Here is a 13,571-nt window from a genome sequence, read left to right as displayed (position 1 = left end):
CGTCGACCTCTTGGTCTATCAAAATCCCACTCCGATCGTCGCAGTCCTATTCTGCTGCGCCGGCCGAACTCAGTTCGCCGGTACCTCACAATTCAAGCCGACCCAATCATTGTTCGACAGGATTGATCGGCGGAGACAACCAAATTCACGAACCTGGTCGGACACGAATAACGCCGCCCGTGACGGGCGGCGTTATTCGGCATGCTATTCATTCAGAAAATCCTAGCCACGGGCTGCCGACGGCACCTCGTCGATCGTGGCGTAGTCAACGGTCTCGTCGCTTCGCCGCAGCGTTTCCGGCTGGGTCGGACGGGGATGTGCATGCCGCTCGTTCTCCCGCATGCCCACCAGCGCGCACAACGCGGCGATCACGCCGATACCACCGCACACCGGCCAGACACCGTTGGCCAGACTCTGCCAGGCAAGCACGCCGAGAGTCGGCCCGAGTGCCAGACCGAGTCCAAATGTCGCGTAGTGCGCGCCGATGTACCGAGCCTTTACCGTCGCCGGGAACGTAGCCGGGTGTGCGAACATCGTCGGCCCATTGATCATCACACCGAAGACGAACACCACGGTGCTGAGAATGATCAGAACGACCGAGCGGGTAGCGAGTCCGTACGCGGCGAGACCGACGCCCATCAGCGCGGTACCAAAGGCACCCACGAGGTTCGGCCGCCAGTTCTTGACATAGAATGTGATCTTCAGCTCACACAGGACCACGGTGAGCGAGGACGTGGCGAGCACCACGCTGTACAGTGCGGCCGAATGCCCATCGGCGGTGATCTTGAGCGGCAGTGCGACCATGTACTGCACATAAATCATGGAACCGAGCAGTACCGAGGCCAGGAAAAGCAGGTAGTTGCGGTCACGCAACAGCACACCGTACGCGGACCGCTTGTCTTCGGTCGGCTTCTCCTGCGCCGCCGCGGCCGGCATATCCGGCAGGAAGGTGCGTGCGAGTACCGCGTACGCGAACGCGGTACCCGCATCAAGCCAGAAGAGCAGATCCCAGTTGAGCAGGATCAGCCCGGCTGCGATCAGCGGACCCAGTGCGGCGCCGATGTTCAGCGCCGTCCGCATCATCGAGAACGCCATGACGCGGTGCTCTTCGGGCATGAGCTCACTGAGCAGCACCGCAGCCGCGGGCCGGTAGGACTGGGTGACCAGGCCGGCCAGGGCGACGGCGGCGACCAGGAGACCGAAGCGCGCCGGACTGCTCAACCACGGAACGAGTCCTACGATCATGGATGAGGTCAGCATCGAGCCGGCGATGGTCGCCCGCGGACCGATCCGGTGGGTCAGCTCACCACCCAGCAGCGTGCCGCACACCGCGCCCACGCTGTATGCCGTCAGCGCGATGCCGGCCTGCTCGATGGAGAATCCGCGAACTGCCAGATACAGCACCAAAAATGTCTGTACAAATGCGCCCAACTGATTGATCAGTACGCCGCCCAGCAGGTACCTGACCGATGGCGGTGTTGCACGGATGGTCGCGAAAACTCCCGCTGGAGTATCCGCTTCTGTCGAATTCTTCGCTCTGCTCTTCTGCGCCATGACTCGATTTCAGCAGAAGCGCTCGTTGACCGGCAGTGTTGACCGAAATGAACAATCAATCCCCGGCCAAGTCGATTATCGGCTGAACATGCCGTTGATGCCGCCGAAGTCGAGGGATCCGTCGAGTTCGGTGTAGGTGCCCTTGGTGAGCAGCTCGCTGGCCGCACGCTGAGCGACGGAGTAGGCCGCCTGGCTGATGCCGGTGCCGACGCTCACTCGGCGCACGCCCGCCGACTCGAACTCGGCGATGGTCGGCGCGCCCGGCCCGACCATCACGTTAATCGGCAACGGTGACGCCTTCACCAGCGAGGCCACGACATCAAGGTCGATCAGGCCCGGCACGAAGAGGCAGTCCGCACCTGCCTCGGCGTAAACCGACGACCGGGCAAGCACGTCGGCCAACTGCCCCTCGGGCGCACCGACGTTGAACAGAAAGACGTCGGTCCGCGCATTGATCAACAACTCCGGTAGTCCCGACCGCGCCGCTGCGGACCGGCCGGCCCGCAGTCGCTCGGCCTGTGCGGCAGCGTCGAACAGCGGACCACCGGGAGCCTGCGAATCCTCGATGTTCACCCCGACCGCACCGGCACCGACGACCGCTCCCACTGTCGCCTCGACATCGTCGGGGCCGAGGCCATATCCCCCTTCCACGTCGGCGGTGACCGGGATGTCCACCGCGGCGACGATCCGCCGAACCTGCTCGATCATTTCGGCCCGGGTCAGGCCGTGCCCGTCGGGCCGGCCAACCGACCAGGCGATGCCCGCGCTCGTCGTGGCTATCGCCTGCGCGCCTGCCTGCGCGATCAGCGCGGCACTGGCGGCATCCCACGCGTTCGGCAGTATCAGCACCCCGCTGTCGTGCAGCGCTCGCAACGACTGCGCCCTGCCCTGTTGGATTTTCTCCACCATGCTGCCTCCCCTTTCAGTCACATTTCAGTCACATCACGACGTCGTGCCGGCTGAGCTCACAGCGTACTCGCGCGGCCACGGGCGGAAGCCGCACTGCTCCTCTTATCCGGCCTATCCCGCCGATCTGGCCGATCCGGCGCGCAGCTCCAACGTGGCGCACTTGACGCTGCCGCCGGCCTTGAGCAGTTCGGACAGGTCCACTCCGATCGGCTCGAAACCGTGCTCGCGCAACTGGGCGATCAGCCCGGTGGCGGCCTGGGGCAGCACCACGTGCTGTCCGTCGGAGACGGCGTTGAGGCCGAACGCCGCGGCGTCACCGTCGGATGCCGTGATGGCGTCCGGGTAGAGCTCTTCGAGCAGCCGGCGGCTGTCTGCGCAGAACGCCCTCGGGTAGTACATGACCGTGTCGTCGTCCAGTACGGCGAGCGCCGTGTCCAGGTGGTAATAGCACGGATCCACCAGCGTCAGCCCGACCACCGGCACACCGAAGAACTCCTGGGTCTCGGTATGGGACACCGCGTTGGTCCGGAAACCCGAGCCGGCCAGAATCCGCGATCCGGCAACCAGGTAGTCGCCCTCGCCCTCATTGATCCACTGCGCCTGCCGGACATCATGATATCCGTTTTCCCGGAACCAGCGCAGGTAGGCGGCGGACTCCGGGCAACGGTAGGTGTGACGAAAGCGCGCGACGAGCACCTGGCCGTTCACGACGGTCGCCCCGTTGGCCGCGAAGACCATGTCCGGCAGGCCGGGTCGTGGTTCGAGCTGTTCCACCCGGTGGCCCAGGTCGAGGTAGAGATCACGCAGCCACTCCCACTGGGCGACGGCGACCTCGGTGAAGGTTGGCTTCCGGGGATCCATCCATGGATTGATCGAGTACTCGACGTCGAAATACGTCGGTCTGACCATGAGATAATGTCGTCGGGTTGCTGTACGTCGCACGCTGTCCTCCACATCGCAGTCGGGCGTCTTTCCGATACCTGGTGAACGCATATGCCGGCACCCGCTGGTCGCCGTCCGCCGTCCCCGGTGAGACCGGTCTGCGTTTCCTGCCGGACCGTTATGCGCAGATAACGGCTTGACTGATTCGTGAATCAGTCAAGCCGCGCGTGACGTTGACCGGAAGAATAGCTGGACTCGAACAATCAATGTTGGACGCGATGACCGGCGCGGGCCGCTCTGCGTCCCGTTGCACATCCATGGCGAACACGCTGACCAACCTCGGTACGCGGTAGCGCCCGGCGGCATTGGCCCGCCGCAACAAGCCGACGTTCACCATCGACTCCAGCAGTTCGTCCGCCGACTCGACCGGTATGCCCGTGCCAGCGGCGACGCCGATCGCCGTCGTCCATCCGGCCTCATGCAGACCGAGGTGATGGACCACCGCCCGCCCTGCCGGCGACAGCAGCTGGTACGCCGAGGCGAACCGGTCCCGCACGTTCACGTCGCCGATGCTGAGCCTGTCCAGCGCGACGCCGCGGTCGGCGAGTTGGCTGGCGGTGTAGGCGATGGTCCACTCCGGCCGAGCTGCGATCCTCCTACCGATGATGTTGACGGCGAGCGGCAGATCCCCGCACAGCTCAGCGATGGCATCGGTGGCGTCATACTCCGTCCGCACCCGTGCCGCGCCGGCAAGCCGGCCGATCAATGTCACCGATTCCGTCCGGGTGAACGTATCCAGATCGATCCGGTGCATGTCGTCCAGCCCGAGCAGTCGCGCCCTGCTGGTCACCACGACCTGGCTGTGCGCGGCCTGTCCCAGCAGCGGCCGGACCTGGTGCTCGTCCCGGACGTTCGCCAGTAGGACGAACAGCCTGTGCTGGGCGAGCAGCGATCGATACAGACCGAGCTGCTGCATCGGGTCGCCCGGCACGAGATGAACGGGCACTCCCAGAGCATGCAGAAAACCGCGCACGATATTGTCGACGCTGCCTGCGGACTGCTCGCCGCCGTCGCGGCTGTCGAGATCAGCGTAGAGCTGGCCGTCCGGGAACCCGGCGGACACCGTGTGGGCCAGTCGGAGCGCGAACGCCATCTTGCCGCTCCCGATCGGCCCGCTGACCAGCAGAGGGACCCTGACCTGTCCGGCAAGGCCGATCAGCCGGGACGCGTCGGCCAATGCCTGCGCGCGGCCGACAAAGGTGCTCAAGGCCATTGGCAGTTGAGCGGGACGGGCGACCCGAGTCACCGCATCCGTGGCCCCCTGCACCCCGGTCAGGTGCAGGGGGCTGTCAGCCGACGAAACAGCCGGCACCCGGCCGTCCTGGGGTCCGGACGCCATGGCGGCTTGCCCGGCGATGCTTCGCCAGCGCCGTTCCCAGGCCTCGCGATTTCCACCGCATGCGGACACGAACGCCAGCGTCACCGCAAGTGTGGGCAGCCGATAACCACTGGCTGCGCTGGACAGTACTGATGGCGCGAACAACGCAGTGCGTGCGAGCTCCCGGTAGCTTGGATTGCCTGCCCGATTCCGCAGCGCACGCAGATCATGAGCGAACGCGGCGATCGGACCGCTGGTCGCGTCCAACGGTCTCTCAGGTCTACCCATACCAAATCACCCCTGGGGCGTGTTTCGAAAGTCGTCTGCCGGACGCGTAAGGCTCGGGCTGCGGCCCGCCGCACCGAGGTCCGCGGGTTGCCCGGTATCCTGTGCCGGTCGGCGCTGGACCTGCGCCCCTGGTCGCCGGTGGGTCGAACAGTGGACCCGACCACCTCGCCCGGGCACTTCCACCTGCTCTCCGCCGACGAACAGGAACGTCCGCTGATCGTCGTGCTGCGTGGCTCATCATTCGGGAGGCTTCATGGATCGCTTCACGTATCGCGACGGCGTGCTGTACGTGGAGGACGTCGCCGTGGAGGACGTCGCAGCCCGTTTCGGTACCCCGGTCTACGTCTACTCCCACGGCACTCTTGTCACGCACCTGCGGCAGGTGGCCGACGCCTTCGCTGAACTCGCGCCGCTGATCTGTTTTTCGGTCAAGGCGTTGAGCAACGTCCACCTCCTGCGGGATCTGGCGCAGGCAGGAGCGGGTGTGGATGTGGTGAGCGGCGGCGAACTCTACCGGGCACTGCTGGCCCAGGTGCCCGCCGACCGCATCGTCTTTGCCGGCGTGGGCAAGTCCGACGACGAACTGCGCTACGCGGTGCGCTCTGGCATCCGCTGCGTGAACGTGGAGTCCGACGGCGAGATGAGGGCACTTGGCCGGGCGGCCGCCGAATGCCGGATCCAGGCGGGAGCCGCGGTACGGGTCAATCCGGACGTCGCAGTGGGTTCGCGCACCCCGGCCAAGACGACGACCGGACGTCGCGGCGGCAAGTTCGGAATTGATCTTGAGCAGGTGCGCGACGTGTACCTGCTTGCTGTAGATCATGAATGGCTGCGGCCGGAAGGCCTGCATTTCCATCTCGGATCTCCGATCTTTCACCCGGAGGCCTACGGGGAGGCCGTGGACAAGGTGCTGGCTGTCGCCGAGAAGCTGATGGCCGATGGTGCCCCGGTTCCGGCGATAAACATCGGTGGCGGTTTCCCTGCGGACTATGATGGATCCGGCGTCCCGGATTGGTCGGACTTCGCCGCCGTGATCACACCGAAACTACGCTCCTTCGTGGCCGCCGGCGGCAGGGTGGTGCTGGAACCGGGTCGCTCGATCGCCGCCAACGCCGGTGTGTTGCTGACCCGGGTGCGCTACCTGAAGACTTCCGGCGTCCAGAACGTCGCGATTGCCGATGCCGGAATGAGTCACTTGATCCGGACCGCCTTCTACGACACGTTTCATTTCATGTGGCCGGTCCGTCCGCGAGACGGCCTGTGCCCGGTGAGCCGTACCACCTACCATGACCAACCGGGCCTCCGGCGATATGACGTCGCGGGTCCGCTGTGTGAGTCCAGTGACTACCTTGCCAAAGACCGGCTCCTTCCACCGCTGGCGGCCGGGGATGTTCTCGCCGTGTTCACCGCCGGCGCTTACGGCATGACGATGGCAAGCCACTACAACAGCCTTCCCCGCCCGGCGGAAGTGCTGGTCGACGGTGGAGGAGTCCGGCTGATCCGGCGACGTGAAACCTACGAGGATCTCGTCTGCGCGGAGGTCGAGACCGGGTCGGCCATGTCGGCGAACCCCGCATGACCCGCCGGGTCCACGCGACGGCCTGCGAGATTCAGACCCGATACGAACTCTCGCGGTTCGGATCAGAAGTGAATCCGGCGGCTGCCGGGCGTAGCCCGATAGCGGATACTCCACTGGCTGCGCCGGATGTACGTACGCTGAAGCCACCGGTCCTGGCCGTCGTAACGGGGTGTGAACTGCGATCGGGCGTGCAGGCCCTTGCGATTATTGATCAATAAGGCTTGGCCCGGTCGCAGGAAAACCTCGTGCGCCGTCTCCCGGCACGCCGCCTGCAGGCGATCGAGAGCTGCCTGCCCAGCGCTTGTCATCCCGCGCACGCCGTTCGCCGATACAGAGATTTCCGGAACGGCATCCGGACCACTGATTATCGGAACCGGCTCGGAAAGCGTGTCGACGCCGCCGGCAACGTCGCGAACGTAGCTGCCGGGGGCGTTGAGCCGGAAGACCGGGCTGCGTAGGATCTCCAGCGATGTCGCGTCCAGCGCCCGGGAGACGTCCCGGGCGTCAGCGTAATACGTACGTGCGATGCCCTGATGATCGGCACGGACGCAGATCAGTACCAGGAAGTCCGGATTACTGAGGTCGTAGCGGCCGATGGCGTCGTAGACGATGTCGTTGTGGAAGTTGAGGAAGGTGGTCGAACTCTGGTTGGTCTGGGTGGCCGCCCCGGTTCGGACCGGGATCACGTCATGGATCAGACGGCCGTTCTTCTCGGTGAGAAAACCAACCGGCTCACCAAGCAGACCGCTGAGCCCGAGCAGGACCCCTTCGGTGACAAAGCTGCTCTTCTCACGGCTCGGACCGCCATCGGTCGGTGTCGCCGGCACGTTCGCATCGACCGGCAGATTGCGGACGACGCTCACGCCTGAGGTGTCCGAATGCCGACCGAAGTCCAGCAGCTGCTGGAGGAGTGCGACCGGCAGACCGGCAAAGATCTGGTAGCAGCGAGCCATCGCCCGGTCGATGTTGCGGGTCGGGTCAGGAAGCGCGGCAAGTTCTCGTGCCATAATGTCGCGGATGGCGTCCGGCAGGACGACCTCGCAGAGCGTGCGACTGGGAGCGGTAGCGGTAGCGAAGCCGTCGTTGATGATGGTCATGGCGAAACTTCTCCTCCTGAGGGCTCAGCTGCACGAGAGATCGGGAGATTCGGGACAGCTACAGCGGTTCACCCGGAACTGAGCGCAGTCTCCGGCGAAGTGGCGAGGTTCTCGTGCAACTTCTGGGCAAGGCGCACGGCCTCGTCTGCTGTCTGCGCCACATGAATCTGGCTGTTGCTGCCGCTCAGCTCGACAACGGGTATACCGTCGACACGTGCATGCGGCAGCGAATGCCGGCGCTGGAACATATCGATGTCGAGATAGCCGCCGATCACCCCGATGCAGGGGCTGTCGGCGAACCGGATGGCTTCCACACCCTGGGCGTTGAAGATGCGATGCGTCTCGTCGGCCTGTGTGTGGTTGGCGTAGCGCAGCACAGTGGACCGAAGGTTGACTATCACCGCGGAGACGGCCGCGCCGGCCTCGCTGATGGTGCTGCCGATCGGGAACGGTGCCTCGTTGGACCGGCAGAGGATGGTGACGTTGTACTGCTCGGCCAGCTGCACCGCCCCGCGGTGCAGCACCTTGGCGCCGTGCAGGGACATCGATCGGGCGACACCGTATGCAACGTTGGGCAGCAGTCGGGCTCCGGCGACGAGGTTGGGATCGGCGCTGTAGATGCCGTCCACGTCAGAGTAGATCTCGCACCTGTTCGCGCCGACGGCGACGGCGGCCGCGACTGCAGACAGATCCGAGCTGTTTTTCCCCAGCCAGGTGGGACAGTGGGCAGCGTCCACCGCTTGACCGCCGGGGATTATCACTGTTTCGTGCTCCACCAGAGCCTGAGTCAGCGGCACCGGGTCGATATCTTCCAGCCGGGCCCACATGAAGCTGCTGCCTGTGGTAAAGCCGAGCTGGTGGCCCGCAAGTACTGTGGACCGGCATCCTATCCTGAGCAGGGCCGCGGACAGCAACTGGGCACCAACCGTGTCAGCGAGGGTGAGGAGTCCCGCCACAGAGGCGTCAGCCGGGTGAGGATTGACCTCGCGCAACAGCTCGCGTAGCTTCTCGGTCTCGCCGGGCATCGCACTGACCACCACGGCCAGCGGTCTACCGTCGGCCTCAATGCGTTCGGCGAGGGTCTCGGCCAGACGTCGGTATGCCTCGGCGGTACGGAAGCTGGATCCGCCGAATTTCAGGACCGCGGGGCGGGTCACAACGTCCCCCTTTCAATCATTGCCTCGGCGATCTGGATGGCGTTGAGGGCGGCGCCGATCCGGACGTTGTCAGCCACGATCCACAGCCAGAAGCCCCGTGGATTATGCTCAGCCACCCGGATTCGGCCGACGTGAACATGGTCGGGACGGGTGGTCGCGGTGCGCGGTGTCGGGAACGCGCCCATCATGTCCTTGTCATGCACGGCCACCTCAGGCAGCGCCGCGAGGCGTTCGACGAGCTCGGTGCGATCAACCGGGTTGTTGCACTCGATCCAGGCAGCCTCGGAATGGCAGTTGGCCACCGGTACACGGACACAGGTGGTGGTGACGTCCAGATGCGGCAATCCGAGAATCTTGCGGCACTCCTGGAGCATCTTCTGCTCCTCAAACGTAAAACCGGAGTCCAGCAGCCTGTCGATGAATGGCACGACATTGAAGGCGAGTGAGGGAGTGAACTCCTGCGCCGGCCCCAGATCGCGACGATCCGTCAGAGTCGCCTGGCTGGCCGCGTAGAGTTCAGCGATTCCGGAGTGCCCACGACCCGAGGCGGCCTGGTAGGTACTCACCACCGCCTGGCGGATGCCCCAGCGTTCCTGCACCGTACCCAGCAGCCGAACCAGCGGGATCGTCGAGCAGTTGGGGTTGGCGACGATGCCGCTGTCAGGACGGCGGCTCAGTTCATGGGCGTTGATCTGCGGGACGATCAGCGGAGTGTGGGGGTCCATCCGGAAGGCGCTGGTGTTGTCAATCACCAACACGCCCTTGTCAACCGCAGCGGGCACGAACGTCTCACTGACCGAACCACCGGCTGAGAAGAAGGCCACATCGACCTGCGAGAAGTCGAAGCTCGCCAAGTCCTGGACCTGGTAGGCACGGCCGTCAACGGCCAGTTCGCGACCTGCCGAGCGGCCGGACGCGATCAGGTGGACAGCGCGGTAGCGGAAGCCGCGCTCCTCGATCAACTGGATCAGGGTACTGCCGACGACGCCGGTGGCACCGACGAGCGCTACCCGGGGAGCCGCGGAATCAGCCACGAGAGTCATCGATTCACTCCAGCGGTTGCGGTCGGCGCGGCTGCGGAAGCAGTGGCGAGAGGAAGCTCGACGAGCTGGGCGGCGGCACGACGTGGGCCGATCCTCCAGCCGAGGTTGATGCCGAGGCTGGCGGCAATGATCAGGGGAATTCCCAGTGCCTGCAGCGCGCTGACGTGGTGCCCGTAGACCGCCCAGTCGCCGAGCATCGCGACGGCCGGGTAGACGAAGGCCAATACCGCGATCTTGCTGGTGGGAAGCTTCTGGAACGAGGAGTACATCAGGATGTACATGAGACAGGTGTGGATCACGCCGATACCGACCAACCAGGCCCAGCCTGTGCCGATGCCCGACATCTGGTGGAAGTTGGTGAAAGGCGCCAGCAGCGGGATGCCGACGATGACCTGGACCAGCGCGATCAGCTGCGGGCGCACACCGGACAGCCGCTTGGCGATGATGGTGGCGAACGCGTAGAAGACGGCGGCCAGTAGCGCCTGCCCGATTCCGGTCAGGTAGTGAGTACCGTTGGTGAAGTCCGCCGGAGTGATGTCGGCAACCAGGATCAGTCCGCTGAAGGCGACAGCGAACCAGCCGCACTTGACAGCCGTGATCTTATCGCGAAACAGCAGAGCACCGAGGAGTACGACATAGAACGGCTGGGTGTGATAAACGACAGTCGCCACCGAGATCGAGGTCGATTTGTACGCCTCGAACAGCAACGCCCAGTTGAACACGATGAAGACGCCGCCGAGGGCAGCCAGCGCCAGCTTCTTCAGAGTGAAACCGTGATTTCTGAACAATCCATGAACCGAACAGTAAAGACCCAGCGCGATGGCACCGAACACGCAGCGAAAGAAGACCACGTTAAACGGGGATGCGCCGGACTCGATGACGAAGATGCCCAGCGTTCCGGAGAGCATCATCGCCAGGGTCAGTTCGACGGCCCCCGTCTTCTCCCGACTGGCCGACGGCTTCAAGGTATTCATATCGGATGTTTCCCTTCATGACGGTGCCCAGGGTCCCGGGGGGATTGCCGGAACAACTTGCGGCCGATGAGTGGTGACGCGCGTACCCGCGGTGCGGCAGTGCGGACACGGCTGTAGAAATACGATGTGCGGTTTTTTACTGATCAGTGCAGCGGGAGAGCGTAGTGTAGGCCACCTCGGGTCCACAGCTCATTCATGCCGCGGGGGATGTCGAGCCCGGACGACGGCCCGAGATTGCGGTCGTAGATGTCGCCATAGGTGCCGACCGCAGCCAACACCCGGCGGGCCCATGCTTCATCCAGGCCGAGGTTCGGCCCGTTGACGCCGGCAGTGCCGGCAACGGCATCCAGCGCCGCTGCACGCCCCACCGTGGAGGCCTGCGCCGCCGCGTGCTCAGCGGCGAACAGGAAGTTCAGCACCCAGCGGCACACCCGAAACCATGCCGGGTCGTCGTCGCGGACGGCCATCGCCATGGGCTCCCGGGAGATCATCTCTGTCAGAATGCGATGGGCGTCGGCGTCGGGCAGTGCGGCCCGTTCACCGGCCAGGGCCATCCGGTCGAGCACGTAGGCAGCGCATTCGCCATGGACGTACCCGGCAAGGGCATCGGCCGGAGTCGCGTACGTCACCGGCTGCACCGATAGGCCGCGCGAGCCATACCAGGCGTTGAGGTTGGCCGCGCTGGTTGTGCCCGCCTGGATGGCCAACCGACGCCCGGCGAGCTGTTCGGGTGTGTCAAAGCCGTCGGCCGCGCGAACCAGGAAGCCTTCGCCGTCGTAGGCGATCACCCCGGGAAACAGCACCGATCCGCCGGCCTCCCGGCCAAGCGTCCACGAGAGATTACTGGTGACCAGGTCTGCGTCGTCACCGATCAACCGGTCCAGCCGCCGGGCCGGATCGGTCGGCAGCCAGGTCACCGCCGTGGCGTCCCCAATCGTCGCCGCCGCGACCGCCCGGGCGATGTCGACGTCCAGTCCGCTCCAGAGCCCGCCGGCTGTCTGGAAGGACAGTCCGCGGATACCACGGCTGACCACGGTGCGTAAAGTGCCCGCCGAGCGGACCGTCTCAAGCGTCGGGACGACTGCCGTGGCGATGCTCATAGCAACCTCCTGACCGAGGAACCCACGAGTTGCTCGCGGTCAAAACGCCGCTCGTTGTAACCAAGCATGTCGACCAGCCCGCGGGCGGTGAGGCGCTGTGCCGTGCATTCATCCTGATATGTACCAGTCAGCGGTAGGGCGCCGGTATCGGACCAGACGAGCTGACCGCGGTGGTCGATGCGGGCCCGGGCGCGGTTGGCGTTGTCGCGGTGCAGGCAAAACGGCACATCGAGATGGCCAGAGGCGAAGGCCTCCAGCAGCGCCGATCCCACGTCGCTGCCCAGCTGAAGGGTCGTAGTGATCAGTAGTCGGGCTTCGTCGAGGATCCCGGTGTCCGATGGCGGCGGGACCGGGGCCCGAGAGGCTTCGTCCTCCGCGACGGCGGCGGCAAACTCGAGCGCGGCGACATTCTCCCCGATGGACGGGATGCGCATCGCCTCCGCCTGAGTTTTGACGATCAGCCGTTCGGTGCCGCTGCGGACTGCCAGCCGGGCGCTCTCCTCCAGAATCCTGAATGCCCCGACGGGAGTACGCGGGAAAACCCCCATATATGTATAAAGAACGACATGCCAATTCAGGTCGCCAAGCCATTCCCCGGCCAGCGAGCGCAGCGCGGCAAGCGCCTCCAGGTCCTGGCCGGGATGGGTCTGCTGAGCGTAACTGAGGGAGATGTCACGCAGGCCGTGTTCTCGGAAGAAAAGCCCCTCCAAGATGGTCAACGCAACGAGCATGCCGGGCGGACACAGCTGCCCCAGCATGCATCCGCCAAAGCTCTCCACATGCATTGGCTCGTCCATCCCTGCCAGCAGCTCGCAGCAGCGCGCCCAGGATGCGACCGCCTCGCGCAGCGGTACCCGGCTGTAGGGCAGGCAGTACGAAACCGGACCGCCCTCGGTGGCGTCCGCCCCGGCTGCGACCAACGCCGCAAACAGTTCGTCAGGGATCGCCGAGCCGTGCCGGACCTGGACGGGGAAGTCATCATCGGCCAGCCCGAACAGCATCTGACGAGTGGTCTCGGCGCCGTGCGTCACCAGTGGGAAGCCATTGAGATCGTCTCCGGCGTGCAACGCCTGCCGGGCCGATTGGTGATCGTTTACTCGAGTGTAGCTATCCACCGTGATAGTGCCGACAGTTGTACAACGAGCCGCCCGCACAGCTTCCAGACCGGCCCGCATCCTGGGCACCGGACCGAATCCCATGCGTGGCTGGACAATCAACCGGCCGTCACTCGCCGCCTTTTGAACGAAACGCGAGAAACGACCGCTGCGGATTGTCGTCCACGGCGGAGTATCACCAGGCGGAGTATCACCAGGCGGTGTCATCTTCGGCTGCATCAGGCTTCTCCTTCCCGGACGCCCGCCAGCTCGGCCCTCGGCCGGGCTGTGGGGACCGACAGAAATTTCTCGAATTCTGTGAGACCGGCGTCGGCCTCGAAGACGCCGTCGAAACCGTTGGCCACCAGCTCGGCGTCAAAACGGGTGTTCTCCGCACCGTGGACGCCGAGTTTTCCACCGATCACCACTCGCAATGAGGCAAGTTCTTGATCACTGCGTATTTTTCGTATGAGCCGAAGGCCGTCGAGATGCCCGTGTCCGTTGACCGTACTTACC

Annotated in this window: 11 protein-coding genes and 1 pseudogene; 1 reads left to right on the top strand and 11 read right to left on the bottom strand. The window is 65.1% G+C overall.

Annotated elements, in window-relative coordinates:
• Positions 1-222: 222 nt before the first annotated feature.
• From U9980_RS10890 to U9980_RS10875, 4 genes are all read right to left on the bottom strand, one after another.
• Positions 223-1,554, bottom strand: coding sequence for an MFS transporter (locus tag U9980_RS10890; protein WP_322767801.1), 1,332 nt, complete (start codon positions 1,552-1,554; stop codon positions 223-225).
• Positions 1,555-1,629: 75 nt separating this feature from the next.
• A complete protein-coding gene (locus tag U9980_RS10885; RefSeq protein WP_322767800.1) occupies positions 1,630-2,463 on the bottom strand; it encodes an isocitrate lyase/phosphoenolpyruvate mutase family protein in 834 nt (277 codons plus the stop codon).
• 111 nt (positions 2,464-2,574) lie between these two features.
• A complete protein-coding gene (gene ddaH / locus U9980_RS10880; protein ID WP_416210227.1) occupies positions 2,575-3,405 on the bottom strand; it encodes a dimethylargininase in 831 nt (276 codons plus the stop codon).
• 118 nt (positions 3,406-3,523) lie between these two features.
• On the bottom strand, positions 3,524-5,011 hold the full coding sequence (locus U9980_RS10875) for a hypothetical protein (protein WP_322767798.1): 1,488 nt from the start codon (positions 5,009-5,011) through the stop codon (positions 3,524-3,526).
• A 253-nt stretch (positions 5,012-5,264) separates the two neighbouring features.
• On the opposite strand from U9980_RS10875, the gene lysA reads away from it, so the two are divergent.
• Positions 5,265-6,590 (top strand): diaminopimelate decarboxylase, encoded by a 1,326-nt coding sequence (gene lysA / locus U9980_RS10870; RefSeq protein WP_322767797.1) that lies wholly within the window; start codon positions 5,265-5,267, stop codon positions 6,588-6,590.
• 62 nt (positions 6,591-6,652) lie between these two features.
• On the opposite strand, the gene U9980_RS10865 is transcribed toward lysA, so the two are convergent.
• The 7 genes and pseudogenes from U9980_RS10865 to U9980_RS10835 all read right to left on the bottom strand — a co-directional run.
• Positions 6,653-7,687, bottom strand: coding sequence for a TauD/TfdA family dioxygenase (locus U9980_RS10865; RefSeq protein WP_322767796.1), 1,035 nt, complete (start codon positions 7,685-7,687; stop codon positions 6,653-6,655).
• A gap of 68 nt (positions 7,688-7,755) precedes the next feature.
• Positions 7,756-8,844, bottom strand: coding sequence for a hypothetical protein (locus U9980_RS10860; RefSeq protein WP_322767795.1), 1,089 nt, complete (start codon positions 8,842-8,844; stop codon positions 7,756-7,758).
• Positions 8,841-9,887, bottom strand: coding sequence for an aspartate-semialdehyde dehydrogenase (locus U9980_RS10855; protein ID WP_322767794.1), 1,047 nt, complete (start codon positions 9,885-9,887; stop codon positions 8,841-8,843). Before U9980_RS10855 ends, U9980_RS10860 begins: the two co-directional genes overlap by 4 nt.
• On the bottom strand, positions 9,884-10,861 hold the full coding sequence (locus U9980_RS10850; RefSeq protein WP_322767793.1) for a DMT family transporter: 978 nt from the start codon (positions 10,859-10,861) through the stop codon (positions 9,884-9,886). Before U9980_RS10850 ends, U9980_RS10855 begins: the two co-directional genes overlap by 4 nt.
• Before the next feature lie 143 nt (positions 10,862-11,004).
• Positions 11,005-11,961 (bottom strand): transporter substrate-binding domain-containing protein, encoded by a 957-nt coding sequence (locus U9980_RS10845; RefSeq protein WP_322767792.1) that lies wholly within the window; start codon positions 11,959-11,961, stop codon positions 11,005-11,007.
• On the bottom strand, positions 11,958-13,283 hold the full coding sequence (locus tag U9980_RS10840; RefSeq protein WP_322767802.1) for a methylaspartate mutase: 1,326 nt from the start codon (positions 13,281-13,283) through the stop codon (positions 11,958-11,960). Before U9980_RS10840 ends, U9980_RS10845 begins: the two co-directional genes overlap by 4 nt.
• A gap of 11 nt (positions 13,284-13,294) precedes the next feature.
• A pseudogene (locus U9980_RS10835) lies at positions 13,295-13,571 on the bottom strand (hypothetical protein); the annotation flags it as partial.

It is taken from the genome of Protofrankia sp. Cr1 (assembly GCF_963555865.1).
Lineage (GTDB): Bacteria > Actinomycetota > Actinomycetes > Frankiales > Frankiaceae > Protofrankia.
The sequence above is the reverse complement of the archived record's forward strand: the minus strand, read 5'-3'. Positions and strand labels throughout refer to the sequence as shown.

What these genes read in the sequence shown, in the direction of transcription:
- U9980_RS10850 (WP_322767793.1), bottom strand. Translation starts at nt 10,861, where the DNA reads ATGAATACCTTGAAGCCGTCGGCCAGTCGGGAGAAGACGGGGGCCGTC.
- U9980_RS10865 (WP_322767796.1), bottom strand. Translation starts at nt 7,687, where the DNA reads ATGACCATCATCAACGACGGCTTCGCTACCGCTACCGCTCCCAGTCGC.
- U9980_RS10890 (WP_322767801.1), bottom strand. Translation starts at nt 1,554, where the DNA reads ATGGCGCAGAAGAGCAGAGCGAAGAATTCGACAGAAGCGGATACTCCA.
- U9980_RS10840 (WP_322767802.1), bottom strand. Translation starts at nt 13,283, where the DNA reads ATGACACCGCCTGGTGATACTCCGCCTGGTGATACTCCGCCGTGGACG.
- U9980_RS10855 (WP_322767794.1), bottom strand. Translation starts at nt 9,887, where the DNA reads ATGACTCTCGTGGCTGATTCCGCGGCTCCCCGGGTAGCGCTCGTCGGT.
- lysA (WP_322767797.1), top strand. Translation starts at nt 5,265, where the DNA reads ATGGATCGCTTCACGTATCGCGACGGCGTGCTGTACGTGGAGGACGTC.
- U9980_RS10885 (WP_322767800.1), bottom strand. Translation starts at nt 2,463, where the DNA reads ATGGTGGAGAAAATCCAACAGGGCAGGGCGCAGTCGTTGCGAGCGCTG.
- U9980_RS10875 (WP_322767798.1), bottom strand. Translation starts at nt 5,011, where the DNA reads ATGGGTAGACCTGAGAGACCGTTGGACGCGACCAGCGGTCCGATCGCC.
- U9980_RS10845 (WP_322767792.1), bottom strand. Translation starts at nt 11,961, where the DNA reads ATGAGCATCGCCACGGCAGTCGTCCCGACGCTTGAGACGGTCCGCTCG.